The following is a 24,862-nucleotide window of genomic DNA, read 5'->3' as shown; positions in this document are numbered from 1 at the left end:
CAAAGTCTCTCCACAGGGGCAAATCACTGGGTCGTCCCAATCACATAGGCGGAGAACTTGATGCGGCCGACGGAGCAATCCGGCGACGAGGCGAAGCGATTCCGTGCGCCTGAGGGCATGGTACGAGGCAGCTGGCTGCGTCGCACCGCCATCGGCGCGCTGGAGTGGCTGCTCACCCGGTTGACGGGCCGGGATGCCGCGCATGGCTATGCCGCACTGATCGACACCTTGCCGTTCGGGGTCGCCTGCTGGGGCGCCGATGCGCGGCTGCTGGCCAGCAATGATCGCTTCGCCGAGCGGCTCGGGGTCAGCCCGGACGCGCTCTCCTCGGGCGCCGCCTACCACGAAGTGGTGAAGAGCCTGGCCCAGGGCGGCTATATGCAATCGGTGCGCGAGGACTTCGAAAACCGCCTGCTCGAGTTGCATCGCGAAGACGGCTCGACCCTGTTGATCGAAGAGCGCCCGATCGCCGGTTCCGGCTTCGTCACCCTGTTAATGGACGTCACCGAAAGCCGGCGGACCAACCAGTTGCTGACCACGGTGCGCGAGGAGCAGCGCCTCCTCGCCCGCCGCTACCATGAAGAAAAGCTCCGCGCCGAAGCCGCCAGCCGCTCGAAGACCAGTTTCCTCGCCCATCTCAGCCACGATATCCGCACTCCGCTGAACCACATTATCGGCTTTGCCGACATGCTGCGGCAGCAGCCCTACGGGGCGCTCGGCGACCCACGCTATCTCAGCTACGTCGAGGCGGTGAAGAGCTCGGGCGAGCGCCTGCTCGGCTTCTTCGGCTCGATCCTCGAACTGGCCGAGCTCGAAGGCGGACGGCGCGAAATGCGGAGCGACCGCTTTACCGCCGACGAGCTGCTGGTCGGAGTGTTCCGCCGCTTTGCCGGCCAAGCCCAGCATGCCGGGGTGATTTTCGGGCTGGGCGGCCCGTGCAACGCCGCACTCACCGCCGATCGCTTCGCGCTCGAGCGCATGGTCTCAAACCTCGTCGAGAACGCCGTGCGCTTCACCCCGCGCGGCGGCAAGGTGACCCTTGCCGCCTATGCCGGCCATGACGGCGTGGTGCTCGAAATCACCGATACCGGCATCGGCATGACCGCCGAACGCCTCGCCACCCTGTCGCAACCCTTCGTCTTCGGCGATGCGGCGCTGACCCGCGACCGTGAAGGCGCCGGACTGGGCATCGCCATCGCGCGGGCCATAGCCGAACTGAGCGGCGGGCATCTGGCCATCGACAGCCGGCAGGGGCTTGGAACCACCGTAGCGGTGAGCCTGCCGGTGTTGGCGGAACAAGCTGCGAAGGCCGCCTGAAGTCCAAACAGAAGCGGCCCGCCGAAGCGGGCCGCAAACCAGATTGCAGTCCTCGATCAGAAGCTGAACTTCAAACCGACCAGCGCGGAGGCGGTCGGCGCCTCGATGCCGTAGCGATCGTCGTTCTCAAACGGGATCTCACCGAAGCCGCTCTGATAGCGCAGTTCACCTACTACGGCGATGTTCTCTGTCAGGTCGGCCGTCGCGCCAGCGATCAGTTGGTAACCCCAGCCGTTGTAGTTGCCTTCGTCGGGGTTCACGCCATAGGTGATATACCCCACGCCGACGGCGCCATAGATGGTGAACATCTCGCTGACCGGCAGGAATGCCTTGACGTTGATCATGGCGCTCAGCGTCGAGAGGTCATAGTCGGGCTCGGTGGTGAACACCCGGTCGGTCCAGTACAGGTCGCCTTCAACGGCGATGTTGTCCATCACCACCACGCCCAGGGTCGCCGCTGCGGCGAGACCGGTGTCCATGGTGTAGGACTCGTCGTTGATGCCATCTTCGAAGAAATCGACGTCAAGGCCCAGGGCAGCGCCACCAAGCAGCTGCACGTAGATGCTCGGGCTCGCCGAGATGGCCACCGGTTCCTCTTCAGGCATGATGATCAAATCCGCTGCCTGCGCCGCATATCCAGTCGACAGCAACAGGCCAGTGGTCAGAAGTAGTTTGCGCATTGGCTCTCCACGGGTTCTCCACCTCGCCGCCGCCGCTCGGCCCGATCGAGGCTTACACCTGCTTCGCAATATGGTTCGGCACTTTTCTCCAAATCATATTATGACTATGACTTCGATAAGGGAGCGAGTGTGGGAGAACTGCCACTATTCGGTCGATCGGCACCTGCCCGCGCCCGTAGCGCAGCCAGATAGTCCCGCAGCAGCGCCACCCGCCGTGGCCGGAAGCTCGTTCCGGCGAGCCGCAGTTCGCTGATCCCGTCCGTGCGGAACATGCGGAACGCTTCGCGCAGGCAACACCAGGCGAGCACGGTGAGTGCGCCTTCGGTGTAGACGATCGCCAGCGGCAGGATGGTGCGCTCCGAAGCCGTGCCGGCCTTGTCGGTGTAACAGATGGCCAGCGCCTCCTCGCTCCAGCAGGCCTGGCGGATAACGCCCATGTCGACCCCAGCAGCGAAGCGTTCGTCCGGGCGATAGACCTGCGAGACGGCGTGGAACAGGTGCTGTTCACGATCACCCGGCAGCGTCGCGGCAACCTTGGCCAGCACGGAGGTGGCGGCTTTCGCCAGCACCGGATCGCCCATCCGCTTCACTTCGGCGAGCCCCAGCGCCAGTGCTTCGATCTCGTCGCGATCGAAGGTCTGCGGCGGCAGCGCATAATCCTCGATCAGCCGATAGCCGTAGCCCCGCTCGCCCTCGATCCGGGCTCCGGCGGCGCGCAGGCTGTCGATGTCGCGGTAGAGCGAGCGCAGCGAGACCTCGGTTTCCTCGGCGAGGCGCGCTGCGGTGATCGGCGCAGGAAGCACGCGCATGGCCTGCAGGAGGCGGAAAAGACGGTCGGGTCGGGCCATCATCCAACTGACAGAAAGTGGCAGTTGGCCTTCGCTATAGCAGGTCGCATCAGGCCAGCAAACAAGGAGCCCATGATGACCATCAAGACCACCACCCACCTCAACTTTCGCGGCGACGCCCGTGCCGCCCTCGCCTTCTACAACCAGGTGTTCGGCGGCCAGCTGGCCGTGGTCACCTACAAGGATGCCGGAGCCGTGCAGAACCCTGATGAAGCCGATCAGGTGATGTGGGGCCAGGTGGAAGCGACGAACGGCTTCCGCATCATGGCCTATGACGTGCCCGCGCGGCTCGGCTGGAACCCGGGTGAGATCCCCGTGTTTGTGTCGGTCCGCGGTACCGACGCTGCCGAAATCACCAGCTGCTGGCAGAAACTCGGCGTCGACGCCACTGTCCTCCAGCCGCTCGCCCCGGCCGACTGGTCACCGCTCTATGGCATGCTGAAGGACCGTTTCGGCATTACCTGGGTGTTCGACATTGAAGTGGCCTACGCGCCGGCATGACCACCAAACGGCGGCAGAAAGTCATATGATGACTATTCATCAGTGGTTCAGGTCGATGGCGTGACACTGCGCTGGTTGCGAGGATCTGCCACAGGAGAACCGAATGCCGCTGTTCGTTGAAGCCATCATGCTGCGCCTGGCCATGCTAGCGCGGCACGAGGGGGAGGTCCGGCGCCGCCTGCTCGAACCGGTGCCGACACGCGCCGAGTTGCGTGCCATCTTTGCGGCGCGCCGGTTCGTGGCGGAGCCGCACCAGTCGATGCGCTGACCACCCGCTAAGCCCCTCGAAGGCGCGCCCGCATCATGTGCCTAGCGCAGGTGGGCGGTCGCCGGGGGGCATTATGATAAAGGCTCGGGTTCTGCCGTTCCTTCAACGGCCGGCCGGTCGAGATTTCGGGGCGCGTCTGGCTGACCGTCATGCTGGCGGTAGCGATCGGCTTCGGCTGGTGGCGCTGCCGCTGAACGGCTTCCTTCGTCGGCCATCCCGCTCGGTGCGCTGGCCATTAAGCACCTCGGCCAGTTGCCGGGCTTCGGCCTGCTGGCATGAACCACTGGACGCTGTTTTTCGGGAGTTTTGCGGGCAGCCACACACGCATCGACCTGGCGGCTACACCTGCCTCGCCTTGGTGTACCACGCCGCCGCAGCCGCGCTGACCTCGTCTTCCATCTCGCGGACATCGGCTGCCAGGCGCTCGAAGTTCGGGGTGTTGGTGCGCTGGGCCAGCAACTCGCGAAACGCTTCGGTCCAGCCTCCATCCTTGAACGGATCGGCGAGCGCCGCGCTCATTACCTGCAGTACGGTGGAATAGAGCTCGAGAATCTCGGCGAGCCGTAGCCCCTCGGGCACCAGGCCGGTTTCGGCCAGCCGGCGCAGCACCACGGCGGTGGTTGCCTGCGGTGCAGCGATCGTCTCGCCGGCGACCAGTTGCGCCGACTGAGCGATGAACTCGAGATCGACCAGGCCACCCGCTGCCAGCTTCAGGTCGAAGGCGTGGCGCGGTGGCCGCTCCTTGGCCATCAGCGCCCGCATGGCCAATACGTCGTCGATGGTCTTTGCCGCGTCGCGTGGCCGGGCCAGGATTTCGGCCACCGTCGCGTCGACCTTGTCTCCGAGCGCGCCATCGGCATAAACGACGCGCGCCCGGCTCAGCGCCAGGTGCTCCCAGGTCCAGGCGCTCTCGTGGTGATACTGGATGAAGCCCGAAAGGCTGGTGGCGAGCGGGCCGGCATTACCTGACGGCCTGAGCCGCATGTCGGCTTCGTAGAGCACGCCCTCCGAGGTCGGGGCGCTCAGTGCTGCAAGCAAGCGCTGCGTCAGCCGGGCGTAGTATTGGCTCGCTGCCAGTGGCTTTTCGCCGTCGGACTCGTCGGCGCCGTCGGTGTCGTAGAGCATGATGAAATCGAGGTCGGAGCGCGCCGTCATCTCGCGGCTCGCCATCTTGCCGAACGCGAGCAAGGCGACCCGGGCGCCCGGCACTACGCCATGCCGCTTCTCGAACTCGCGCCGCACCGCATCGAACAAGCGGGTCAGCAGCGCCTCGGCCAGCGTCGTGAACTGCTCGCCGGCGCGCGTTGCATCGATCGAGCCAGCCAGCAGACCCGCGGCGATGAGGAACATCTGCTCCTGGCCGATGATGCGGGCGCGGTCGATCACGTCCTGGTAGTCGCGCGCGTCGGCAAAGAACGCCTCGATCTTGCCGAGCAGCGTTTCGCGCCGCCGCACGTCGTCGGCAAAGGCCGGGTCGATCAGCCCGTCCATGACATGGGCGCGGTGGATCACCGCGTCGGCCATGCGCGGCGCCGAGGCCATCAGCGCCACCAGGAGGCTCCTGAGGTTCTCGTGGTTGCGGAGGAGCGCGAACAGCTGCACCCCCGAGGGCAGGCGCGACAGAAAGTTGTCGAAGCGCGCCAGCGCCTCATCAGGGTTGCCGGCGCCCGAGATGGTCGAGAGCAGCGCCGGCAGCAGCTCGGTGAGATGGGCCCGGGCCGCTGCGGCGCGGGTCGCGGCGTAGCCGCCATAATGCCACTTCTTCACCGTCTCGATGGCTTTGGAGGGCTGTTTGAAGCCCATGCCGCTCAGTGTCTCGATGGTCTCCGGGTCGTCGTCCGCGCCGGTGAACACCAGGTTGCCGCCGCCCGCCGCCAGGCTCTCGCCCTCGGCGAACAGGTCGGAATAGTAGCCGACAACCTGATTCAAGGCCGCCCGGTAAGTTGTTTCAAACGCTTGCAGATTCTCCTCGCCCAGCAGAGTGCCGATCACCGCGATATCGGCCTCGGCTTCCGGCATGACATGGGTCTGCTCGTCGCGCAGCATCTGCAGCCGATTCTCGACGGCGCGCAGGAACCAGTAGATGCGGGTGAGGTCGTCAGCCGCCCGTTTCGAAATCCAGTTGGCCGCTGCGAGCGCCTTGAGCGCCACCGCCGTCGGGCGGACGCGCAGCGTCTGGTCGCGCCCGCCGGCGATCAGCTGCTGGGTCTGGGTGAAGAACTCGATCTCGCGGATGCCACCCAACCCGAGCTTCACATTGTGCCCGGCGACCCGCGCATCGCCGACATTCTTGGTGATGTTGATCTGGCGCTTCATCGCCTGGATGTCGGCGATGGTGGCGAAGTCGAGATGCTTGCGCCACACATAGGGGGCGAGCTCCTTGAGGAACCGCTCACCCACCTGTTTGTCGCCGGCGCAGGGTCGCGCCTTGATCCAGGCGGCGCGCTCCCAGTTCTGGCCGCGGCTCTCGTAGTAGGCGAGCGCCGCCTCGGTCGGCAGTGCCACCGGCGTCGCCCCCGGGTCGGGGCGGAGCCGTAAATCCGTGCGGAACACATAGCCGTGCTCGTTGCGATCCTGCATCAGGCCTGCCAGCCGCTGCACGATGCGGGTGAAGAACTTCGTCTCCTCGCCCCGCTCCTTCACCGTCGCCTGCTCGGGATCGAAGAAGGCGACGATGTCGATGTCGCTCGAATAGTTGAGCTCGCGCCCGCCATGCTTGCCGAGCGCGAACAGCGCCAACCCCGAATTGGCTGCCCTCGCTTCGGTCAGCCCGCGCGCGGCGGCAAGCCGCAGCAGCACCTCGAGCCCGGCATCGAGCGCCGCATCGGCAAGATCGGAAAGCGCTGCGGTCGATTGCGCCGTGGTCCAGCGCCCCGCAACTTCGGACACGGCTGCCAGCAGCGCCACCCGTCCCTTGGCGATACGCAGTTCGCGCCCGATGTCCTCCTCGGTGGCCGCGTCCTGACCCGCCTTCGCCACCTGATCGAGCACCGCAGCGAGGGCAGTATCAGGCGACAGTTTGAGCGCCGCAGCGAACCAATCGGCGTGCCGGTCGGCGAGACCTTGTAGGTAAGGGGCTGAAGCGAGAAGGGTTTCGAGCGCAACTTTCATTTGGGAGGGATAGCGCACTTCGCCTAAAAGTCACTGGATTTCGGCATGCGTCTCGCTATGTTCCCGCGCCAGCCAATCCCGAAGAGCCCCGCATGCGCACCCGTATTGCCGCCCTCATTACCCCCCTCCTGGCCACCCTCGTTCTCAGTGCCGTTCCCGCCTCTGCTGCCGGTCTCGACGGCATGGGCCAGGCGATCTTCGGCAACAGCTTCAACTTCAGCAAAGCCAATCTCGACAAGGCGCCGGTCAAGGCGATCGGCGTCGGCAAACTGACGGTGCAGCTGCAGCGCACCAAGCTCAAGGATGTGCAGAAGGCCTTCGGCGGCACCATCCGGCGCGATGGCGACGGCGCCGGTCGCGCCGACTGGCTGTGCTACGGCGCGGAAGGCGCCAATGTCTGGTTCATCTCGAACGCCCTTGGCGGCTACGAGTTCGTGATGATGGTGGCGGCAGAGACTGCCAGCAAGCCCTCGAAGAACTGCGATGCGGCGCCCGCCGGTTTGACTGCTCCCAATTTCGGCATCCCGGGGCTCGGCGCGTCCACCGCCGAGCTCAAGGCGACTTTCGGCGCCGCTTCGGGCAGCAAGATCGCCTATCGCTCCGATCGGCCCGGCGGCTATTCGGACATCGCGCAGTATATCGGCTACGTCATCAAGGGCGGCAAAGTCGCCGGCATCGGCATTGGCGAGACGTCGGTGCAGACCGCGCATTGAGGCTGCCAATACCTTCTGGGCGCGATTGTGCCTAAACCACAAACGTCATCCCTGCGAAAGCAGGGACCCATTTCACAGCCTGCACCAGCGGACAGTTGGGTCACAGCTTTCGCTGGGATGACAGCCGGTGGGTGGGTCGAAGGCCGAGCCTACTAGACCGCCCCTATTAAGCCCCAAGCAGCGCCTGGAAGTGCCATTCCGGGAACATCTTGGCCATCTTGTTGACGGTGCGAAAAGTGGTGCGCATCACCATGATGGAGCGATCCGGCCTGAGGCTCACCACCTGGGGTGAGGGTACCCGTTGCACGGCGCCCTGATCGAACATGTAGAACCGGTGGACTTCCGCGGCCGGTATGTGGACAACGAAGGTGGTCATGTTTGCCTCATGCCACGCCTTCCATCTCCACAGGTTTACCAGACCAGTGAAATTTGCATGGAGTTTGGCGCTCTCAGGCCGGCAGGTCGATGACTGCCCGCACCCCCGGCGCATTGTCCTCGAGCCGCAGTTCGCCCTTGTGCAGTTGCGCCACCGCCGCGACCAGCGACAGGCCAAGCCCCGAGCCCGGCTCCGTCCGGCTCGTTTCCAGCCGCACGAAGCGCTCGACCACGCGGCCACGGTCTGTGGCAGGGATGCCGGGGCCATTGTCGGCTACCTCGATCCTTACGCGGTTGCCGTCTCGCTTGAGGCCGACCTTGATCAGCCCGGCCTTGCCCTCGGCCGGTTCATAGTACTTCAGCGCGTTCTCGATCAGGTTCACCAGCGCCTGCCCCAGCAGTTCGCGGTTGCCGTTGATCCTGACGCCCTCGGCGATATCGGCCTCGATCGTCAGCCCTTCGTCTTCTGCCAAAGGGCCGTAGAGATCGGCGACGTCGGTTACCACGGCGCTCAGGTCAATCTCGCTCAATGCACCCGAGGGCGTTCCCGCCTCGGCGCGGGCGATCATCAGCAAGGCGTTGAAGGTCTTGATGAGCTTATCGCTCTCTTCGATCGTCGTCTCCAGCGCCTGTTTGCGGGTGTCCTCGCCCTGGCCGTCGCGCAGTGCCGACTCGGCCTGGTTGCGCAGCCGGGTCAGCGGGGTCTTGAGGTCGTGGGCGACATTGTCGGTCACTTCCTTCATCCCCTGCATCAGCTTTTCGATGCGATCGAGCATGAGGTTGAGGTTGGTGGCGAGCGCGTCGAACTCGTCGTTGCGCTTGGTCACCGGCACGCGTTCGCTGAGGTTGCCCGACACGATCTTGTTGGAGGTCGAGGAGATGGTGTCGATGCGGCGCAGCACGCGTACCGCGGTCAACACCCCTGCCACCAGTGAGAACAGCAGGATGCCGCCGGCGCCGACCGCGAACCACTGCAGCACGATGGCGGTGAAACCGCGTCGCTCCACCACGTCGCGGCCAACCACGAGGATCAAGCCACTCGGCAGTTTCTCCGAGCGCACCATGGCATAGCCCTGCCGCTGCGGTGACGGATCGTCGGCTTCGCTGTCGGGATCGTCGAACAGCCGCGGTTTGGAGTAGTTGAAGCTGTAGGTGCCGGGCTCGGCCAGCACTTCGGGCGGCAGGTCAGTGACATTGCCGACGATCAGCTGCCCCGCGGGATCGGCGAGATAGTAGATGCCGGGTCCCGGCTGGCTCGCCAGCCGCTGCACCGCGATGATGGTGGCGCGGAAGCCGCCGTCGCCGTCGAGGCGCTTGAACTGCACCGCCTCGCGGTCGATGGCATCGGTCTGCTGGCGCTGCAACTGCACCGAGGTCTGCCAGGAGATCAGCCCGAGCAGCACCACCGCGAAGATCACGAAGATCAGCATGAACAGCGCGGTCAGGCGCACAGTGGTGGTGCGCCAGAGCTGGGCCAGCCTGAACATGTTCAGTCGCGGATCATGTAACCGGCGCCGCGGATGGTGTGCAGCAGCGGGTTGGCGTGGCCCTTGTCAATCTTGGCGCGAAGCCGTGACATGTGCACGTCGATGACATTGGTCTGGGGGTCGAAATGGTAATCCCAGACATTCTCCAGCAGCATGGTGCGGGTCACCACCTTGCCGGCGTTCTTCATCAGGTACTCGAGCAGTCGGAACTCCCGCGGCTGCAGCAGGATTTGCTCGCCGTCGCGCTCCACCTTGCGGCTGAGGCGATCGAGCGCCAGGCCGCCGACCTCGAAGCTGGTGGCGGCTTCCGCCGGCGACGATCGGCGCGCCAGCACTTCGATGCGGGCCAGCAGTTCGGTGAAGGCATAGGGCTTGACCAGGTAGTCGTCGCCGCCGGCGCGGAGGCCGGTGACCCGGTCATCGACCTCGCCCAGCGCCGAGAGGATCAGCACCGGGGTCTTGTCGTCCTCGGCCCGGAGGCTCTCGATGATGGAAAGCCCATCGCGGCGCGGCAGCATGCGATCGATCACCAGCACGTCGTAATCCATCGACGAGGCCATAGCGTAGCCAGTCTCGCCGTCGTTGGCGTGGTGGGTGATATGGCCGGCCTCGTCGAGCGCCTGGATCAGGTAGCTCGCCGCCTCGCGGTCATCTTCGATCAGCAGAATCTTCATTGCACCAGCCCCGCGGCGATCATCATGCAGGCTGAATGGTGAGTGGTGAATAGTGAATGGTGCAGAACTCTCTTCCATTCACCATTCACCATTGGCCATTCACTTGCAGAAACGGGCTCCGGAGCAAGTGCCCCGGAGCCCGGCAGTGATTACGACTTGGCTTCGGTGATCGGCAGGCCGATGAAGCGGGTGTTGCCATCGCGCTGCGCCTTGACCAGGGCAGTGCTGCGGCCGGCATCCTTGACGCCCTCTACGGCCTTCTCGAAGTCCGCGACCGACGACACGGCCTGGTTGTTGACCTCGAGGATGGTATCGCCCACGGCGAAGCCCTTTTCAGCCGCAGCCGAGTTCGGATCGACATCCTGGATCAGCAGGCCTGCACCACCCGAGTTCGGCACCAGCGTCAGGCCGACGCTGGTCGGAGCCGGAGCGGCGGGTTCCTCGGCGGGCGCCTGCTGCTGCTCTTCGGAGGGCTTGGCCGCCTCTTCGAGCTTGCCCAGGGTCACCGAGATCTTCTGCTCCTTGCCGTCGCGCCAGATCGTCAGTTCGACCGCGGTCGACGGGTTCTTGCCGGCAATGGTGCGGCTCAGGTCGAGAGCGTTGGTGACGGTCTTGCCGTCAACGGCGGTGATCACGTCGCCGGACTTCACGCCGGCCTTGTCGGCCGGGCTGTCCTTGGTTGGTTCGGTGACCAGTGCGCCGGCCGCATCCTTCAGCCCGACGCTGTCGGCGATGTCGTTGGTGACATCCTGGATGCCGACGCCGAGGAAGCCGCGGGTAACGGTGCCGTTCTCGATCAGCTGGCCGGTGACCTGCTTGACGACGCTGGCCGGAATGGCGAAGGCGATGCCGACATTGCCGCCATTTGGGGAGAAGATGGCGGTGTTCACGCCGACCACTTCACCCTGGAGGTTGAAGTCCGGGCCACCGGAATTGCCGGTGTTCACCGCGGCGTCGATCTGCAGGAAATCACCATAGGCCGAACCGGCGATGTCGCGGCCGCGGGCCGACACGATACCGGCGGTCACGGTGCCGCCGAGGCCGAACGGGTTGCCTACGGCCACCACCCACTCGCCGACGCGCACTTCGGTTTCGGACAGCTTGACGAACGGCAGGTCGGTGACGCCGTCGACCTTGACCACGGCGAGATCGGTCTTGGCGTCGGTGCCAATCACCTTGGCCGTCATTTCCTTGCCGTCGTCGAACACCACGGTCACCTTGTCGGCATTGTCGACGACATGGTTGTTGGTGACGATGTAGCCATCAGCCGAGATGGCAAAGCCCGAACCGGCCGCCATGAACTTGCGCGGCGCCTGCGGACGGGCCGGACCATCGCCCGGGCCACCACGGCCGCCCTGGCCGAACTGCTGGCCGAACTGATCCATGAAATCCTTGAACGGATGATCATCGGGCAGATCAGGGAAATCGAAACGGAACTGCGGCCCACCGCGCTGCAGCTGGCGGGTATCTTCCTTCTCGCCACCTTCGACGATGATGGAGACCACCGCCGGTTTCACCGCCTCGACGAGGTCTGCGAAGTTGGGGGCATTGGTCACGGCCGGCGCAGTGATCTGCGCGGCAGGAACCAGGCTTGCGGTCTGGGCGGTCGAGGGGGCGGTTGCCGCAACGAAGGCGGTACCACCACCGATGCCGGCGAGGATCGCCAGGGCCGAAGCCCCGAGCCAGCGGCGAGCGTTGAACTTAGTCGAGGGCATGATGATCTCCTTCAGTCAGGCACTCTTGATGGCCGAGACATATGGAGCCCATCGCCTTTCTGCACGGTGACCCGGGCGTTAATTATCGGTAATGTTCCAAACGTCGTCGGCGAAGCTAGAACAGCGCCGTCCGCAGCAGGTCGAGCGCCACCAGGGTCAGCACGATCTTGAACCCCCAGCGGAACGCCGCCTCGGGGACTTTCACCAGCAGGCGGCTGCCAATCGCCGTGCCGACAAAGCCCGAGGCGATCATGGCGACGATCAGCGGAAGGTAGGCGGCAAAGGCAAAGCCGAGCAGCACGAACATCGCGATCTTGAAGCTGTTCTGCAGCGTCATCAGCATGGCGTGTGTGGCAACCAGCTGGCGCCGATCGGCCAGCCCCTTGATGAATACCGCGACCAGGGGCCCGGTGGCGCCGACCACCATCGAGACCGCCGCAATCACGCCGCCGCCGAGCACCTGGGCCAGCCGCGAGCGCCCTGCGAATTTCGGCTGCGGCAGCCAGGTGGTCAGCAGGACGAAGCCGCCGATGGCGATCTGCAGCGCCGTAGCGGGGAGGAGACTGGCGAACTGGCCACCGACAACGGTGCCGATCGCTCCACCGAGCGACAGCCAAAGCACCAGCGGCCATTGGATATGTGCGCGCTGCACCAGGGCCCGCCCGCTGTTGGAGCCAAGCTGGATGGCGCCGTGCAGCGGCACCACGATGGTCGGCGGAAACACCAACGCCAGCACCGCCACCATCAGCGTGCCGCCGCCCAGCGAAAACGTGGCGGTGATCAGCGAGGTGACGAAGCTGAGCCCGATGAGCGCCAGCGCCAGGGTCAGGTCGAGATCGGTGAGAAGGAGGTCGGTGAGGGACACGGGGAAGGCGTAGCGCTGCGCACCGAGTCGCCACAAGCGCCGGGGTCTCATCTCACGTTCGGCACGGGAGAATGAGGGACGTTAGAGGGCACGGTGCGCGCACCCACCTCAGGTGTCATCCCAGCGAAAGCTGGGACCCAACTCGCCGCCTGCGCCGGCGGATGGATGGGTCCCAGCTTTCGCTGGGATGACACCGGTGAGGAGAAGGGATGGTGCCCACCAGCCTAAGAGCTTTTCTCCTGCAAGGGTGGAGGTGACCGCGAGATCGAGCCTCCCCTAAGCCCGCTCGTCCTTGGGCGAGCCCAGCAGCACGTAGGTGGTGATCGCCGTCACCGTGGGGAGCGTGCCCAGTACGTCAGTGTGGAAGCGCTTGTAGGCCTCGATGTCGGCGACTTCGATGCGCAGCAGGTATTCGATGGCGCCGGTGACGTTGTGGCATTCCACCACTTCCGGGGCGAGCGCCACGGCCCTCTCGAAGGCTTCCTGGCTCGCCTTGTTGTGACTCGAAAGCCCGACCGAGACATAGGCGCGGAACCCTGCCCCCAGCCGCGAGCGATCGACCACCGCCCGGTAGCCCTTGATGATGCCGCGCCGTTCCAGGTCCTGCACCCGACGCAGGCAGGCCGAGGGCGACAGCCCCACCCGCTCGGCCAGCCGGATGTTGGAGAGGCGCGCGTCGCGACTCAACTCGTGCAATATCTGTTGGTCGATGCGGTCTATATCAGCCATTTGTTGCACTATTGCGCCATCTTGCGCTGCACATTGCAACCTTTCACGGTCGGTGTCACGCTAATCTTGCTGATATGACCGATCCAGCCATCCTCCTGCCGTTCCTGATCTTCTGCGTCGTGCTCACCGGCACGCCGGGGCCCAACAACATGATGGCGCTCGCTTCGGGCGTGCGGGTCGGCGTCCGTCGTTCGATGCCGCTCGTCGCCGGCATCGCCGTGGGCGTGGCGCTGCAACTGGTCGCGGTCGGACTTGGGATCGGCGCGCTGCTGCAGACGTTTCCGGCGCTACATGATGCGATGCGCTGGGCCGGTGCCGCTTACCTCGTCTGGCTGGCCATCAAGATCGCGCGGAGCGGGCCGATCAGCATGGAGGCCGATGAGCGGCCACCGCTCGGCTTTGCCGGGGCGGTCGCCTTCCAGTGGATCAACCCCAAGGCCTGGGCCATCACCACCGGCGCCGCTGCTACCTACCTGCCGGCCGATGGCTATGCGCTGAACCTGGCGCTTGCCGCCGCAGCGATGGCGCTGATCTCGATCCCCTGCGTCGCTGTGTGGTCAGCCGGCGGCGCCGCGCTGCGCCGCTTTCTCGTCCAGCCAGCCTATGCAACGGCGTTCAACATCGGCGCAGCCATACTGCTGGTCGCAGCGACGGTGCCGATAGTGTTCGGGGCGCACTGACGCTCAGCGCTCCAGTTCCTCGAGCGCCTTCGCTTCGTCCTCGGTCAGCGCGGTCTGGCCGGCGGCGCGCTTGCGTCGTGCCCCGATGAACACCACGATGCCGCCGATCACCAGCACCGCCGGGGCGGCGATCCACAGCAGCAGCGTATGCGGCGCCATGACCGGGTTGAGCAGCACATACTCGCCGTAGCGGGCGACGAGGTAGTCCCGCACCTGTTGGTCGCTGTCCCCCGCCGACAGCCGTTCACGTACGAGAATCCGCAGGTCGCGCGCCAGGTCGGCGTCGGAATCGTCGATCGACTGGTTCTGGCAAACAAGGCAGCGCAGCCCTTCCGAGATGGCGCGGGCCCGGGTTTCGAGCACCGGGTCGGCCAGCATTTCGTCCGGCCGCACCGCCAGCGCCGGTGCGCTGAGCAGCATCACCAGCACGAAAGCAAGGAGCGCCCTCATTCGGCAGCCGCCCGGGCGGAGGCCGGCCGCGGCGCCCCGATGCGCAACCGGCGATAGCTCAGCGACAGGAAGCCGGCGCCGGCCATCAACAGGCAGCCCAGCCAGATCAGCGTGACGTAGGGCTTGTACCAGAGCCGCACCACCGACTTGCCGTCGGGCTGCGGTTCGCCCAGCTGTACGTAGAGCTGGCTGAAACCGTAGGTTTCGATCGCCGCCTCGGTGGTCGGCTGGCCGCTGGCATTGTAGACGCGGCGCTCGGCCAACGCGACACGCACCCCACCGCCTGGAGCGCGGATGGCGAAGCGACCGGTGTCGGAGACGAAGTTCGGCCCCTCGACGTGTTCCATGCCTTCGAACGTCACCTGATGCTCGGCGATCACCACGCCCTGCCCCGGCACCATGGTGGTCACCAGCTCCTGCTGCCAGGCGCTCGCGGCGACGATGCCGATCACCGTGACGCCGATGCCGAAATGGGCGATGGCTGTCGACCAGGCGGTGCGCGGCAGGCCGAACAGGCGCTTGACCGACGTGACGACATCGGTGCGGAAGAATTTGGCGCGATCGACCAGTTCGGCGAGCGCACCGAACGCTACCCAGAAGCCGAGCAAGAGGCCGAGCGGCGCCAGCGATACCTCGCCTCCGGTCAGCGCCAGGCACAGTACCGCGGCGAACAGCGCCAGCCCGGCGGCGCCGGCCAGCCGCTGCGTCACCGCGATCACATCGCCGCGCTTCCAGGCGAGGAACGGCCCGAACGGCAGGATGATCAGCAGCGGCGCCATGATCACCCCGAAAGTCAGGTTGAAGAACGGCTCGCCCACCGAGATGGTCTCTCCGACCAGGGCATCGAGCAGCAACGGGTAGAGCGTTCCCACCAGTACGGCCACGGTGGCGGTGGCGAGGAACAGGTTGTTGAGGATCAGCGCGCCCTCGCGGCTGATCGGCGCAAACAATCCGCCCACTCGCAGCGTCGAAGCGCGGAAGGCAAAGAGCGAGAAAGCGCCGCCGATGAAGGCAGCCAAGAGCGCGAGGATCACCATGCCGCGGGTCGGATCGGAGGCGAAAGTGTGCACCGATGTGAGGATGCCGGAGCGCACCATGAAGGTGCCGAGCAGGCTCAGCGAGAAGGTGATGATGGCGAGGAAGATGGTCCAGATCTTCAGCGCGTTGCGCTTTTCCATCACCAGCGCCGAATGCAGCAGCGCGGTGCCGGCAAGCCACGGCATGAAACTGGCATTCTCTACCGGATCCCAGAACCACCAGCCGCCCCAGCCGAGCTCGTAGTAGGCCCAATAGGACCCCATGGCGATACCCAGCGTCAGGAAGCACCAACTGAGCAGCGTCCACGGCCGGACCCAGCGAGCCCAGGCGGCGTCGATGCGGCCCGAGATCAACGCCGCCATGGCAAAGCTGAAGCAGACCGAAAAGCCGACATAGCCGAGGTACAGGAGCGGCGGATGGATGGCGAGGCCGATATCCTGCAGGATCGGGTTGAGATCCTTGCCTTCGAACGGCGCCGGCGACAGCCGAAGGAACGGGTTGGAGGTGAACAGCGTGAAGCCGGTAAAGGCGGCGGCGATCAGGCTCTGCACCGCCAGCACCAGGGTCAGCAGGTCCTTGGGCAGGCTCCGCCCGAAGGCAGCGACGGCAGCCCCCATGATCACGAGGATCATGACCCAGAGCAGCATCGAGCCCTCGTGGTTGCCCCAGACGGCGGTGATCTTGAAGAGCAACGGCTGCGCCGAGTTGGCGTGCTCATAGGCGAGCTTCAGCGAAAAATCGGAGACGACAAAGGCCTGGATCAGCGCGGCGAACGCTGCCGCCACCAGCACGAACTGCAGCACTGCGCCCTGTTGCAGGTAGCCGGCCAGCGCCTCACGCTTCCAGAACAGCAGCCCGACGATGGCCGAGATGGCGGAAATGGCAAAGGCGAGAACGAGGGCGTAGTGGCCGAGTTCAATGCTCATGCGGCGGCTCCAGCTGAACGTGCCAGAGCCGATAGAGACGGCCCTCTCCCATCCCCCCCACAAGGGGGGAGGTGCCGGCCGGCGCATCAGGCACGATCGAGCCGCAGCCTCGACTCTGCACCTCCCCCCTTGTGGGGGAGGCCGGGAGGGGGCCGTCTCTCTCAGTCAGCACCATCACAGTGGCGCTCCATCGCGCTGCCATTCCCCGCGCTTCTTCAGCTCGTCCACCAGTTCCCTGGGCATGTAGTTCTCGTCGTGCTTGGCCAGCACGTTGGTGGCGGCGAAAGTGCCTGCCGGCGTGACGCTGCCCTCGATCACCACCCCCTGCCCCTCGCGGAACAGGTCGGGCAGGAGCCCGACATAATGCGTCGCCATCTCGGTCTGGCCGTCGGTCACCACGAAATCGGAGGTTTCGCCGTCGCGCTTCCAGGTGCCTTCTTTGACCAGTCCACCGAGTCTGATCGGCGTACCCACGGCGACAGCCTTCTCGTGGATTTCGCTGGGCGAGTAGAAGAACGTGATCTGACCGCGTAGCGCCCAGGCGAAAAACCCTCCCGCGATAACAAGAACTGCGCCGAGACCCGCGATCACGGCCAGACGCCTCTGTTTTCGGCCCAGTCGTTTCTTTTGTAGAGTCAATTACTTGCTACCAATCCATTATCCGCTGCGAGAACATCGAGTTCCGCGCGATCGCCCGCCACCGGGTAGGCCTTGCGGGCGGCATCATACGCCTGTTGGGCCAGTTCGGTTTGACCCAGCACAAGCCGCGAGCGCACCAACCGGGTCCATTCTGCGATACTGCCGCCGTTCTCGTTGAGCCGGCTCGACAGCCCCTCGACCATGGCGGCGATGTCGGTGTTGGCCGGCATGTCCCCGCCCAGCCCGGCTTCCGCCGCGGCCAACCCTGCCTCGGCATTGGCGAGCCAGGGCTCGCCGCCCTTGCTGAGCTTCAACAACCCCTGCCATGCGGTCTTGGCCGCGTCGAAATCGCCTTCGCGCATCGCCTCGCTGGCCAGGTAATAACGTGAGCGCACATGGGTGACGTCGCGGTTGGAGGCGCTGCGGAACAGTGTCAGCGGTTCGCCCTTGGCGTCGCCATCATTGGCCATCATCAGCGCCTCGCCGAGGTCGGTCTCGCGGTCGGCGGTCGGACCATCGAGCTCGATCACCTTGCGCAGGGCGTTGGCTGCATCGGCGAAGCGGCCCATCTGCATGTAGGCCGGCGCGATCACCGTCCAACCGCGCAGATCATCGGGCTTGGCCTTGAGCTGCGCCTCGATCCGGGCGATCGCATCATCGAGCGTCATCTCCGGCGGCGGCACGTCCTGCCGTTCGGCCAGCGGCTGCGCCGGCAGGTCGGGACGGCCAAGCGCGCCGTAGACACCGAAGGCAAGCACCGCGGTCAATGCAGCCGCAACGGCGACGAGGCCGCGGCGAGCCGCCGGATCGTTCGTCGCCTTTGTCGTCGTCTTCAGTCGCATCAATTCACGCGCCAGTTCGCCTTTCGCCGCGGTCGCCTCGGCTGCGCCAAGCCGCCCCAGCGCGAGATCCGACTCGATCTCCTTGAGCTGCAGCCTGAGGTGCGCGATCTCGGGGCTGTCTACAACAGCGGCAGCCGCGTTGACCCTTCGTCCGGCCCCCGCATAATAGAGCGCGGCGCAGGCGACGGCTGTGACCACGAAAGCGAGTGACCAAAAGATCATGTGCAGGGCTCTGCCTCATGCGAAGGTGCAAAAACGCGCCCGATCTATAAAGGCATTCGGGCAAATTATGCACCCGCACACAGCGATGTGTGGGAGGCGCATTGCCGCAGCCCGGACGATGGTTCGCTGATCCCATGACCGACGACAGCTACGACTACCTGGTGCTCGGCTCCACCCCGCTTGCGGGGCTGCTGGCGGGCCTGCTCGCGGTCGAACACCGGCGCCGGGTCTGCCTTGTCGGCGAGCGGTTCTCGCCATTCCGGCTGCAGCGCAGTATCGATATATCGATCGCGCCGACCACCCGGCCTGAAACGCTGAAGCTGCTGAAACACGGTGCCCTCGAGACCACCAAGCTGGTCAACAGCTGGGGCAAGGGGCTGGTCGGCCGAGCCGACCCGCTGTTCGTCGCCGAAACGCCTCAGAGCATCGCTGCCCTTGGCCATTTTCGCCACCTCGCCATTGCTCTGGGCTATGCGGTCGAGCCCGCCGCCGACCGCGCCATTGCCGATGGTTTGCTGCTCCGCGTGCGCGACATGCAGTTGCTCGGCCATGGTCGGCTCGAGCCGGCACTCGAAGGCTGGCTGGCCAAGCACGAAGTGCGCCACCTCGATCGCGCCGATACCGAGTTGACGTTGCGCAAGGACGGCACGGCACGCATCGTCCATGCCAGCCACAGCGTCGAAGCCGCGCAGGTCATTCTCGCAGGCGACGATGCCGTGCTCGAGTACCTGCCCGAAGACGCGCGCGACCGCAGCCTCGAAATGCTCCCGGGCGCTGCCATGTTGCTGGACTCGGCCAAACCCCTCCCCACCCCTTATGCCTCGTTCATCGATCGGGGCGTGGTACTGGCGCAGGATGGCAAGGTCAGCGTCTCGGCACTGCTCACCGGCGATCCGTCGACCGCCCGCGCCCGGCTCGGTAGCGCGGTGTCGCGCGGCGAGGCGTTGCGGCTCGCCGGAGAAACCGTGGTCAACAGTTTCCGCACCAGCGATGGCGCGCCCTTTATCGGTCCGGCACGTGGCCACAAGGCATTGGTAATCGCCGCCCTCGGCCCAACGGCGGCATTCCTCGCGGCGGCGATCGCCCGCTACATCGCCGGTGCGGCTACGGCAGACGAGGCCGCGTGGTTCGGGGCGCGCGGCCCGACCCGTGGCAACCAGCGTCTCCTCGCAGCCGATTACCAGGCGGTGCCAGCGTGAACGAGCACTCCAACCGCCTTCCCGCCGATGCGCCGCACGGCCTCGGTGGCGCCGAGCTCGATCGCAGCACACCGTTGCAATTCCGGCTCAATGGCCGGACCATCCACGGCTTTGCCGGCGACACCGTGCTCTCGGCAGCCCTGGCCGACGGTCTCCAGATCGCCGGCCGGCATGGCGACGAAGCGCTGGCGCTAGACGAAGAGTTTGCGCCGCTGGTCAGCTCCGGCAAGGGCGGCGCCCTGCCGATGGAACGGACCCCTGCCCTCGACGGGCTCAACTTCGTCACCATCGGCACACGACGCGACCCGATCGCCTCGGGCGGGTTGTTCGGCGCGCTGCGCCACAAGCTGCTGGGTCCGGCGCGGACACTCAACCACCGCTTTGGCGATACCTCGCTCGGCAGTCCACCGTGGCACAACGCGACGGTCGACGAGACGATCGAGACGGACTTCGCCATCGTCGGGGGCGGCGTGGCGGGGCTGAGCGCGGCGGCCGCCGCCTCGGCAGCCGGCAAGCGCGCTGTCCTGATCGAACGCACCCAAAACCTCGGCGGCACCGTCCGCTATTTCGGCGCCGTCGATGCCGAAGCTTCGCCCGACACCATGATCGAACGGCTGATCGCCAGCCTCGACGGCAAAGGCCAGGTCACCCCGCTGACGCGAGCCGAAGCCTTCGCCATTACCGGCACGGTGCTGAAGGTACACCAGGTGGCGGTCGAGGCGGGACGGCCGGTGTCGCGCGTTATCGCCGTGGCCGCGAGGCACATTGTCCTCGCCACTGGAGCGCTCGAACGGCTGCCGCTGTTCCCGGGTAACCGGACGCCCGGTATCGTGGGGGCGCTGACCGCCTTCCAGCGCGCCGAGCGGTTTGGCGTCTGGCCGGGCCGCCGCGCTCTGTTCACCACGCCCAACAGCTTCGCCTACCGGCTGGCGCTCCATGCCGCCGATGCCGGCGTCGAGGTGCAACGCATCGTCGACAGCCGGCTCAGCACCACCTCGCGCTTCGTCGATTTCGCCAAAGCCACCGGCATTACGCTGGCTTCGGCGCTGGCCCCCAGCCACGCCGAGCCGCTCGAACGCAACAAGCCGGGGCTGCGGGTCGGCTTCGCCGTCGCCATCGACGAGATCGCGCAGGACTCGACCGCTATCGAAACCGATCAACTGGTCGCCGCAGGCGCCTGGCAACCCGAGATTCTGCTGTGGCTGCGCGCCGGTGGCGCTGCCGCTTGGGACGCGGCAAACGGCTGGCTTGGTCCCCGCGGCGTGCTGCCCTCGGTTGCACTGGTCGGCACCGCCGCGGGCCTCCATACCACCGCCGCAGCGATCAGCAGCGGCAGGGCGGCGGTGCTCGGTTTCCTCGGCAAAGCTGCCCCGCCGGTGGTCGACAATATCATCGAGGAAGCCTTCGAAACCCCCGACGCCCGCAACCCGGTGACGCCGTTCCGTCCGGCAGCACGCGGCGCCACCTATCTCGATCGCGGCCAATCGTTGATCACCCGGCACGCCGCTGCGGCCAGCAAGCACGGTGTCTCCGGCCTCGCCACGCGCGCGGTGCAGCTTGGACTCGGCGACATCGCTGCTGCGGTCGATATCGGCGCCATGGCAGCCCGCGATGCCGGCTCGGTCGCGGCGGAACGTTGCGCGCTTTCGGGTGAGATCAGCGACACCGGCTGGCGCGTGCCCATTCGACCGGCGCAGGAGGAAGACGTGCCGACACCCCCGACTTACCTCGCCGGCCGCTTCGGCGACAAACCGCAGATCTGGGCGCTGACTGCTGCCGACGCCCGCTCTTTCGAGCCGGGCTGCCTGATCTTCGAGAATTCCGGGCAAGGCGACCCGCTCGAGGCCATTGGCGTCACCTACGCGCCGCACCGCCCCGGCGCCAATGGCGGGATCGCGATGCTGGGCAAAGTACCGGAAGCCACCGGGACGGAGCTTTACGTCCGAGATGCCGGGACGGCAGTGGCGGCTCGACTGGTGGAGCGGTTGAAGGTGAAGGTAGGATAGGCCACTGAGCGCTCCACACCACCGGTGTCGTCCCAGCGAAAGCTGGGACCCAACTCGCAGCCCGCGCCGACGGATAGATGGGTCCCTGCTTTCGCAGGGATGACATCGAGGATGTTGAGAGGCCGTCGGATGGCCGTTCTCGGTGGGGGCGCTAACTCGCCCGCTTCTCCGCCGACTCACGAGCTCGGCGCAGTACGTCGGCATAATCCGGGTTGAAGCGCAGTTCGGCCATCTTGATGGCAGCGTCGAGCCGCGCGCCGGTCACGCGGTCGCCCGGGTTCTGCCGAAACAGCTCGAGGTTGCGCTGCACGTGCATTTCCAGCGCCTGCCCGACCTGGGTCCAGGTCTGATCGAACATGGCGTTGAGCGCCAGCGAATCACGGCAGTCGCGGATCGTCGCCAGCACGTAGCAACCGTTGAGCGCCGCCAGCACCTGGTCGCTATCGAGCCGGTCGGTGCCGGCATGACGGCGGAGCGCCAGGTTGACGTTCGGCGAAACGTCGCGGAGCTTTGGCTCCACCAGTTCCGACACGGTTTTGGTCAGCGCCGCCACGGCCGTCGACCAGCGGGTCAGCCGGCCGAGCTCGACATAGCCGGTCACGGCCCGCATCAGCCGGTGGAAGCGGTCGATGGCGCGGCAGGTGAGGTCGATATCGGCGAAGGCGCCGTGTTGGTCGAGCGCCGGGATCTGCCCTTGCGCGTGCGACAGGATCGCCTCGATCAGCGGAGCGAAGCCGGCGCGCTGCAGCGAAGCTTCGGTGGCCGAACCGGCGAGACGGATCGCCGCCGCCATCAAGCGGCCGGGATGGCTCACCTGCCCCATGGCGGCCTGGAACAGCAGCGCCGATACAGCATGGTCGTTGAGCGGCATCGACTGCAGCGCCACGCCCAGCGCCGTCTCGTCGGTCATGCCGTTGGCGGCCCGACCAAAGGCCTGTGCCTTGCCGAGCAGGCTTCGGCATTTCAGCGCGTTGAGCACAACGCCGACGCGGCGGTAGCTCTCCTCGCCACCCATCTGCAACTGAATGCGGCGCTCTGCATCGGGTGTGCCAACCGCAGCAATGGCAGCGCGGGCACGCTGCAACAGTTCGGGCACGAGGAGATCGAGCGCCTGACGCGCGGCGGCCTCTTCGTCGCTGGTATTGGGATCGATGAGGTCGGGCGCCACATCGCGGACCATCCAGGTCCACACACCTTGCGCATGCGATTCGGCAATGCCGCCATCGAAATCGAAACCGGCCGATCCCGGGACGACCACAGCATCGATCAGCCCGAAAAACGGCCGGACGGCGCGCTGCGACCGAGCCGTTCCAGACGTTTGAAGACGAGTGGTAGTATTGGGCATGAAAACCGGCGGGCGTCAGGGTCCGAGTGCAGTCCTCGAACCTAGCGCGTGACGGTAAACAAAAGACTATCCGGACGAGCGATGCCTGATCACATCGCTGTCAGGCGATGCGGTTCTCGACGTCCGCCCAAAGCGTCAGCCGGCGACGCTCCAGGTGTTGTCGGCTTCGCGGCAGGCAGTGCCCTTGCGGGCATGCGGAGTACCGGCGATGGTCACGGTATGGGTGAAATCGCGGCAATTGGTGTTGTTGACGGTAACGTAGGGGCCGACCGTAACCGAACCGCTGACCCCCTTGTCGCCGACCCAGGTGCGTGGCGCACCGGGACGCCCAAATGTCAGGGCATTGAACTGGGCGCTTGCCGCCTCCGACTTGTCCTTGGCCGAGAGTTGACCGAGCACCGAGCCATCAAGGAAAGCCGTCACATCGTTCATCGTCGCACCGGCGGACTGAATCGCGCCGGGCGCCGGCAGCGAAGCCGGGGTGATGGTCGGCTGGGTGGCCAGTGCCGAATTCGGCTGCGGCAGCGTCGGCCCGAGGGCGACGTCAGAGGTCGAGGGTCCCATGCTGCAACCGGCAAGCAGGAGCATGGCAAAGAGGGGAACTGAACGGACGATCTGCTGCATGGCGGTCTCGAGGGGTGGCGAGGCCCTTATTCCTTACGTATTGAGGCAAAAGTGCGGAAACCCGCAACCTTTGCGGCCGGAAGCCGCAATTCTGCCAGGAGGCCCCCCAGCACTGAGCGTCTCAATTGCAGGGAGCCGCCATAGACGTCAACCAGTTCCTTGACGATATCCAGGCCCAGCCCGGAGCCAGGGGTCTTCTCATCCAGCCTGACGCCGCGGCGCAACACTTTGGTCGCCTCTTCCTCAGTCAAGCCGGGCCCATCGTCGTCGATCTTGATCAGGAGGTTGGCGGCGCCGCCGCTGCGCTCGGCCACCACTGTCACCCCGATCGAGGATTTCGCCCATTTACAGGCATTGTCGAGCAGGTTGCCGGCCATTTCCTCGAGGTCGCCCTCGTCGCCACGGAACCAGGGCAGCGATGCGTCGGGGCGCACCATGGCGATGGTCACCTGCGGGTTGAGCTTCTGCATCACCCGGGTCAGGCGCAGCATGACGTGGGTGGCGTCGGACTTCTTGCCGACCACGCTCGAGCGCGTCGCCAGCCGGGCGCGATCGAGATAAGTGGTCACCAGCTGACTCATCTTCTCGGTTTCGGTGGAGACGACCTTGGCGAGGCTGTTCTTCTTGTCGGCGCTAGCCTCATTGCGCAGTACCGCGATCGGCGTCTTCAACCCATGCGCGAGGTTGCCCACCTGGTTGCGGGCGCGCTCGACGATCTGCGCATTGGAGCGCAGCAACTCGTTGATCTCCTCGGACAGCGGCGCCAGTTCGGCCGGGTAAGCACCGGTGAGCGAAGCTGCGTCGCCCTCGCGCACCTGTTCCACCTCGCGCCGCAACCGATTGATCGGCCGTAGCGCCAACCGGGCGACGATGGTCGACATCACCGCCAGCATGATGGCCACCGCGCCCAGAACGATCAGCGTCTGGCCGCGGAACTCGTCGACCAGCGACAGGATTTCGTCGAGCGAGCCGGTGACCATGATGTGGAGCGGCATGCCGTTCACCGTCACGGCCCGCTCGATCACCCGGATCTTGATATTGAACGGGTCGGTCAGCACCGCGGACTTGGAGTTGGTGGCGTCAAACTCGCCCGGCAGGGGCCCCAGCACCATGCCGACATAGGAGTTGGAGAAATTGAGCAATTCGCCCTTGTCGTCGCGGATCGCCCAGTACCAGCCCGAACCAGTACGATCGAAGCGCGGATCGGCGACCTTGATCTGGTCCGATTTGGGCGTGTCGGAAAGGAGGCTGAGGTCGGTCAGCGTTTCGACGTGGAACTCCAGCGTTTCGACGAGGCTGTTGTCGAGGGCGCGCGAATAGAGCTCGGTCAGCAGGAACGCCGTCGCCACCAGCGCCACGATGAGCCAGCCGGCCGACAGGAGGAACAGCGAGGCGGCAATCGAGCCCTTGCGCTGCGAGGGGGGCTGGGCGGGTGTGGCCAATGTATCAGCCACGACCCGCTCCCCTCGGAAGAGAGCATAGGCCGATCGCCGAATTCACTGGCTCCTCGCCCCCCTCCCCAACCCTCCCCGCGAGGGGGAGGGTGCCGATCGAGTATGAACCACGATGAAGCCAAAACCACCGGCCGGCACCCTCCCCGTGACGGGG

Annotated in this window: 23 protein-coding genes; 7 read left to right on the top strand and 16 right to left on the bottom strand. The window is 66.0% G+C overall.

The window, feature by feature from the left end:
• Positions 1–60: 60 nt before the first annotated feature.
• A complete protein-coding gene (locus VGV07_RS19805) occupies positions 61–1,317 on the top strand; it encodes a sensor histidine kinase (RefSeq protein WP_326870451.1) in 1,257 nt (418 codons plus the stop codon).
• 56 nt (positions 1,318–1,373) lie between these two features.
• Here VGV07_RS19805 and VGV07_RS19800 read toward each other — a convergent pair whose 3' ends face one another.
• Positions 1,374–1,997 carry an outer membrane protein gene (locus VGV07_RS19800; protein WP_326870450.1) on the bottom strand — a complete coding sequence of 208 codons (624 nt, stop codon included), beginning with the start codon at positions 1,995–1,997 and terminating at the stop codon, positions 1,374–1,376.
• Positions 1,998–2,101: 104 nt separating this feature from the next.
• Positions 2,102–2,845 (bottom strand): YafY family protein, encoded by a 744-nt coding sequence (locus tag VGV07_RS19795; protein ID WP_326870449.1) that lies wholly within the window; start codon positions 2,843–2,845, stop codon positions 2,102–2,104.
• Positions 2,846–2,920: 75 nt separating this feature from the next.
• Here VGV07_RS19795 and VGV07_RS19790 point away from each other — a divergent pair, with 75 nt between their 5' ends.
• Both VGV07_RS19790 and VGV07_RS19785 read left to right on the top strand, forming a co-directional pair.
• Positions 2,921–3,346 carry a VOC family protein gene (locus VGV07_RS19790; RefSeq protein ID WP_326870448.1) on the top strand — a complete coding sequence of 142 codons (426 nt, stop codon included), beginning with the start codon at positions 2,921–2,923 and terminating at the stop codon, positions 3,344–3,346.
• A 103-nt stretch (positions 3,347–3,449) separates the two neighbouring features.
• Positions 3,450–3,614, top strand: coding sequence for a hypothetical protein (locus VGV07_RS19785; protein WP_326870447.1), 165 nt, complete (start codon positions 3,450–3,452; stop codon positions 3,612–3,614).
• Between the two features lie 339 nt (positions 3,615–3,953).
• Here the strand turns inward: VGV07_RS19785 and VGV07_RS19780 are convergent, their stop codons facing one another.
• Positions 3,954–6,725, bottom strand: a complete 2,772-nt coding sequence (locus VGV07_RS19780; RefSeq protein ID WP_326870446.1) for a bifunctional [glutamine synthetase] adenylyltransferase/[glutamine synthetase]-adenylyl-L-tyrosine phosphorylase — start codon at positions 6,723–6,725, stop codon at positions 3,954–3,956.
• Between the two features lie 92 nt (positions 6,726–6,817).
• Between VGV07_RS19780 and VGV07_RS19775 the strand changes: the two genes are divergently transcribed.
• On the top strand, positions 6,818–7,438 hold the full coding sequence (locus tag VGV07_RS19775) for a hypothetical protein (RefSeq protein ID WP_326870445.1): 621 nt from the start codon (positions 6,818–6,820) through the stop codon (positions 7,436–7,438).
• A 166-nt stretch (positions 7,439–7,604) separates the two neighbouring features.
• Here the strand turns inward: VGV07_RS19775 and VGV07_RS19770 are convergent, their stop codons facing one another.
• From VGV07_RS19770 to VGV07_RS19745, 6 genes are all read right to left on the bottom strand, one after another.
• Entirely contained in the window at positions 7,605–7,814 is a 210-nt protein-coding gene (locus VGV07_RS19770) for a hypothetical protein (RefSeq protein ID WP_326870444.1), read from the bottom strand.
• A 73-nt stretch (positions 7,815–7,887) separates the two neighbouring features.
• Entirely contained in the window at positions 7,888–9,300 is a 1,413-nt protein-coding gene (locus VGV07_RS19765) for a HAMP domain-containing sensor histidine kinase (protein ID WP_326870443.1), read from the bottom strand.
• Between the two features lie 2 nt (positions 9,301–9,302).
• Positions 9,303–9,974, bottom strand: coding sequence for a response regulator transcription factor (locus VGV07_RS19760; protein WP_326870442.1), 672 nt, complete (start codon positions 9,972–9,974; stop codon positions 9,303–9,305).
• A 149-nt stretch (positions 9,975–10,123) separates the two neighbouring features.
• Complete coding sequence (locus VGV07_RS19755; protein WP_326870441.1) at positions 10,124–11,689, bottom strand: Do family serine endopeptidase; 1,566 nt, start codon at positions 11,687–11,689, stop codon at positions 10,124–10,126.
• A gap of 115 nt (positions 11,690–11,804) precedes the next feature.
• Positions 11,805–12,590 (bottom strand): sulfite exporter TauE/SafE family protein, encoded by a 786-nt coding sequence (locus VGV07_RS19750; RefSeq protein WP_326870440.1) that lies wholly within the window; start codon positions 12,588–12,590, stop codon positions 11,805–11,807.
• Positions 12,591–12,830: 240 nt separating this feature from the next.
• Complete coding sequence (locus tag VGV07_RS19745; protein WP_326870439.1) at positions 12,831–13,283, bottom strand: Lrp/AsnC family transcriptional regulator; 453 nt, start codon at positions 13,281–13,283, stop codon at positions 12,831–12,833.
• A gap of 74 nt (positions 13,284–13,357) precedes the next feature.
• Here VGV07_RS19745 and VGV07_RS19740 point away from each other — a divergent pair, with 74 nt between their 5' ends.
• Complete coding sequence (locus tag VGV07_RS19740; protein WP_326870438.1) at positions 13,358–13,963, top strand: LysE family translocator; 606 nt, start codon at positions 13,358–13,360, stop codon at positions 13,961–13,963.
• A gap of 3 nt (positions 13,964–13,966) precedes the next feature.
• Here the strand turns inward: VGV07_RS19740 and VGV07_RS19735 are convergent, their stop codons facing one another.
• From VGV07_RS19735 to ccmI, 4 genes are all read right to left on the bottom strand, one after another.
• Positions 13,967–14,413, bottom strand: coding sequence for a cytochrome c-type biogenesis protein (locus tag VGV07_RS19735; RefSeq protein ID WP_326870437.1), 447 nt, complete (start codon positions 14,411–14,413; stop codon positions 13,967–13,969).
• The gene (locus VGV07_RS19730; protein WP_326870436.1) at positions 14,410–16,377 is read right to left on the bottom strand and encodes a heme lyase CcmF/NrfE family subunit; all 1,968 of its coding nucleotides are present in this window, start codon (positions 16,375–16,377) and stop codon (positions 14,410–14,412) included. The genes VGV07_RS19735 and VGV07_RS19730 overlap by 4 nt, the downstream gene beginning before the upstream one ends.
• Before the next feature lie 174 nt (positions 16,378–16,551).
• Positions 16,552–17,016 (bottom strand): cytochrome c maturation protein CcmE, encoded by a 465-nt coding sequence (gene ccmE / locus VGV07_RS19725; protein ID WP_326870435.1) that lies wholly within the window; start codon positions 17,014–17,016, stop codon positions 16,552–16,554.
• A complete protein-coding gene (ccmI, locus tag VGV07_RS19720; RefSeq protein WP_326870434.1) occupies positions 17,013–18,080 on the bottom strand; it encodes a c-type cytochrome biogenesis protein CcmI in 1,068 nt (355 codons plus the stop codon). The genes ccmE and ccmI overlap by 4 nt, the downstream gene beginning before the upstream one ends.
• 134 nt (positions 18,081–18,214) lie before the next feature.
• On the opposite strand from ccmI, the gene VGV07_RS19715 reads away from it, so the two are divergent.
• The gene (locus VGV07_RS19715; RefSeq protein ID WP_326870433.1) at positions 18,215–19,279 is read left to right on the top strand and encodes a hypothetical protein; all 1,065 of its coding nucleotides are present in this window, start codon (positions 18,215–18,217) and stop codon (positions 19,277–19,279) included.
• Entirely contained in the window at positions 19,276–21,285 is a 2,010-nt protein-coding gene (locus tag VGV07_RS19710; RefSeq protein WP_326870432.1) for an FAD-dependent oxidoreductase, read from the top strand. The genes VGV07_RS19715 and VGV07_RS19710 overlap by 4 nt, the downstream gene beginning before the upstream one ends.
• A gap of 151 nt (positions 21,286–21,436) precedes the next feature.
• On the opposite strand, the gene VGV07_RS19705 is transcribed toward VGV07_RS19710, so the two are convergent.
• The 3 genes from VGV07_RS19705 to VGV07_RS19695 form a co-directional block, all read right to left on the bottom strand.
• The gene (locus VGV07_RS19705) at positions 21,437–22,543 is read right to left on the bottom strand and encodes a hypothetical protein (protein ID WP_326870431.1); all 1,107 of its coding nucleotides are present in this window, start codon (positions 22,541–22,543) and stop codon (positions 21,437–21,439) included.
• Between the two features lie 222 nt (positions 22,544–22,765).
• On the bottom strand, positions 22,766–23,254 hold the full coding sequence (locus VGV07_RS19700; protein WP_326870430.1) for a hypothetical protein: 489 nt from the start codon (positions 23,252–23,254) through the stop codon (positions 22,766–22,768).
• Between the two features lie 26 nt (positions 23,255–23,280).
• Positions 23,281–24,708, bottom strand: coding sequence for a HAMP domain-containing sensor histidine kinase (locus VGV07_RS19695; protein WP_326870429.1), 1,428 nt, complete (start codon positions 24,706–24,708; stop codon positions 23,281–23,283).
• Positions 24,709–24,862 lie beyond the last annotated feature (154 nt).

The organism is Devosia sp. (assembly GCF_035944845.1).
Taxonomy (GTDB): Bacteria; Pseudomonadota; Alphaproteobacteria; order Rhizobiales; family Devosiaceae; genus Devosia_A.
Note: the sequence above shows the minus strand (reverse complement) of the source record. Positions and strands in the feature narration are given on the sequence as shown.

What these genes read in the sequence shown, in the direction of transcription:
- VGV07_RS19715 (WP_326870433.1), top strand. Translation starts at nt 18,215, where the DNA reads ATGACCGACGACAGCTACGACTACCTGGTGCTCGGCTCCACCCCGCTT.
- VGV07_RS19785 (WP_326870447.1), top strand. Translation starts at nt 3,450, where the DNA reads ATGCCGCTGTTCGTTGAAGCCATCATGCTGCGCCTGGCCATGCTAGCG.
- VGV07_RS19700 (WP_326870430.1), bottom strand. Translation starts at nt 23,254, where the DNA reads ATGCAGCAGATCGTCCGTTCAGTTCCCCTCTTTGCCATGCTCCTGCTT.
- VGV07_RS19775 (WP_326870445.1), top strand. Translation starts at nt 6,818, where the DNA reads ATGCGCACCCGTATTGCCGCCCTCATTACCCCCCTCCTGGCCACCCTC.
- VGV07_RS19760 (WP_326870442.1), bottom strand. Translation starts at nt 9,974, where the DNA reads ATGAAGATTCTGCTGATCGAAGATGACCGCGAGGCGGCGAGCTACCTG.
- VGV07_RS19790 (WP_326870448.1), top strand. Translation starts at nt 2,921, where the DNA reads ATGACCATCAAGACCACCACCCACCTCAACTTTCGCGGCGACGCCCGT.
- VGV07_RS19770 (WP_326870444.1), bottom strand. Translation starts at nt 7,814, where the DNA reads ATGACCACCTTCGTTGTCCACATACCGGCCGCGGAAGTCCACCGGTTC.
- VGV07_RS19735 (WP_326870437.1), bottom strand. Translation starts at nt 14,413, where the DNA reads ATGAGGGCGCTCCTTGCTTTCGTGCTGGTGATGCTGCTCAGCGCACCG.
- ccmI (WP_326870434.1), bottom strand. Translation starts at nt 18,080, where the DNA reads ATGATCTTTTGGTCACTCGCTTTCGTGGTCACAGCCGTCGCCTGCGCC.
- VGV07_RS19765 (WP_326870443.1), bottom strand. Translation starts at nt 9,300, where the DNA reads ATGTTCAGGCTGGCCCAGCTCTGGCGCACCACCACTGTGCGCCTGACC.
- VGV07_RS19795 (WP_326870449.1), bottom strand. Translation starts at nt 2,845, where the DNA reads ATGGCCCGACCCGACCGTCTTTTCCGCCTCCTGCAGGCCATGCGCGTG.
- VGV07_RS19730 (WP_326870436.1), bottom strand. Translation starts at nt 16,377, where the DNA reads ATGAGCATTGAACTCGGCCACTACGCCCTCGTTCTCGCCTTTGCCATT.
- VGV07_RS19740 (WP_326870438.1), top strand. Translation starts at nt 13,358, where the DNA reads ATGACCGATCCAGCCATCCTCCTGCCGTTCCTGATCTTCTGCGTCGTG.
- VGV07_RS19745 (WP_326870439.1), bottom strand. Translation starts at nt 13,283, where the DNA reads ATGGCTGATATAGACCGCATCGACCAACAGATATTGCACGAGTTGAGT.
- VGV07_RS19755 (WP_326870441.1), bottom strand. Translation starts at nt 11,689, where the DNA reads ATGCCCTCGACTAAGTTCAACGCTCGCCGCTGGCTCGGGGCTTCGGCC.
- VGV07_RS19780 (WP_326870446.1), bottom strand. Translation starts at nt 6,725, where the DNA reads ATGAAAGTTGCGCTCGAAACCCTTCTCGCTTCAGCCCCTTACCTACAA.
- VGV07_RS19805 (WP_326870451.1), top strand. Translation starts at nt 61, where the DNA reads ATGCGGCCGACGGAGCAATCCGGCGACGAGGCGAAGCGATTCCGTGCG.
- VGV07_RS19800 (WP_326870450.1), bottom strand. Translation starts at nt 1,997, where the DNA reads ATGCGCAAACTACTTCTGACCACTGGCCTGTTGCTGTCGACTGGATAT.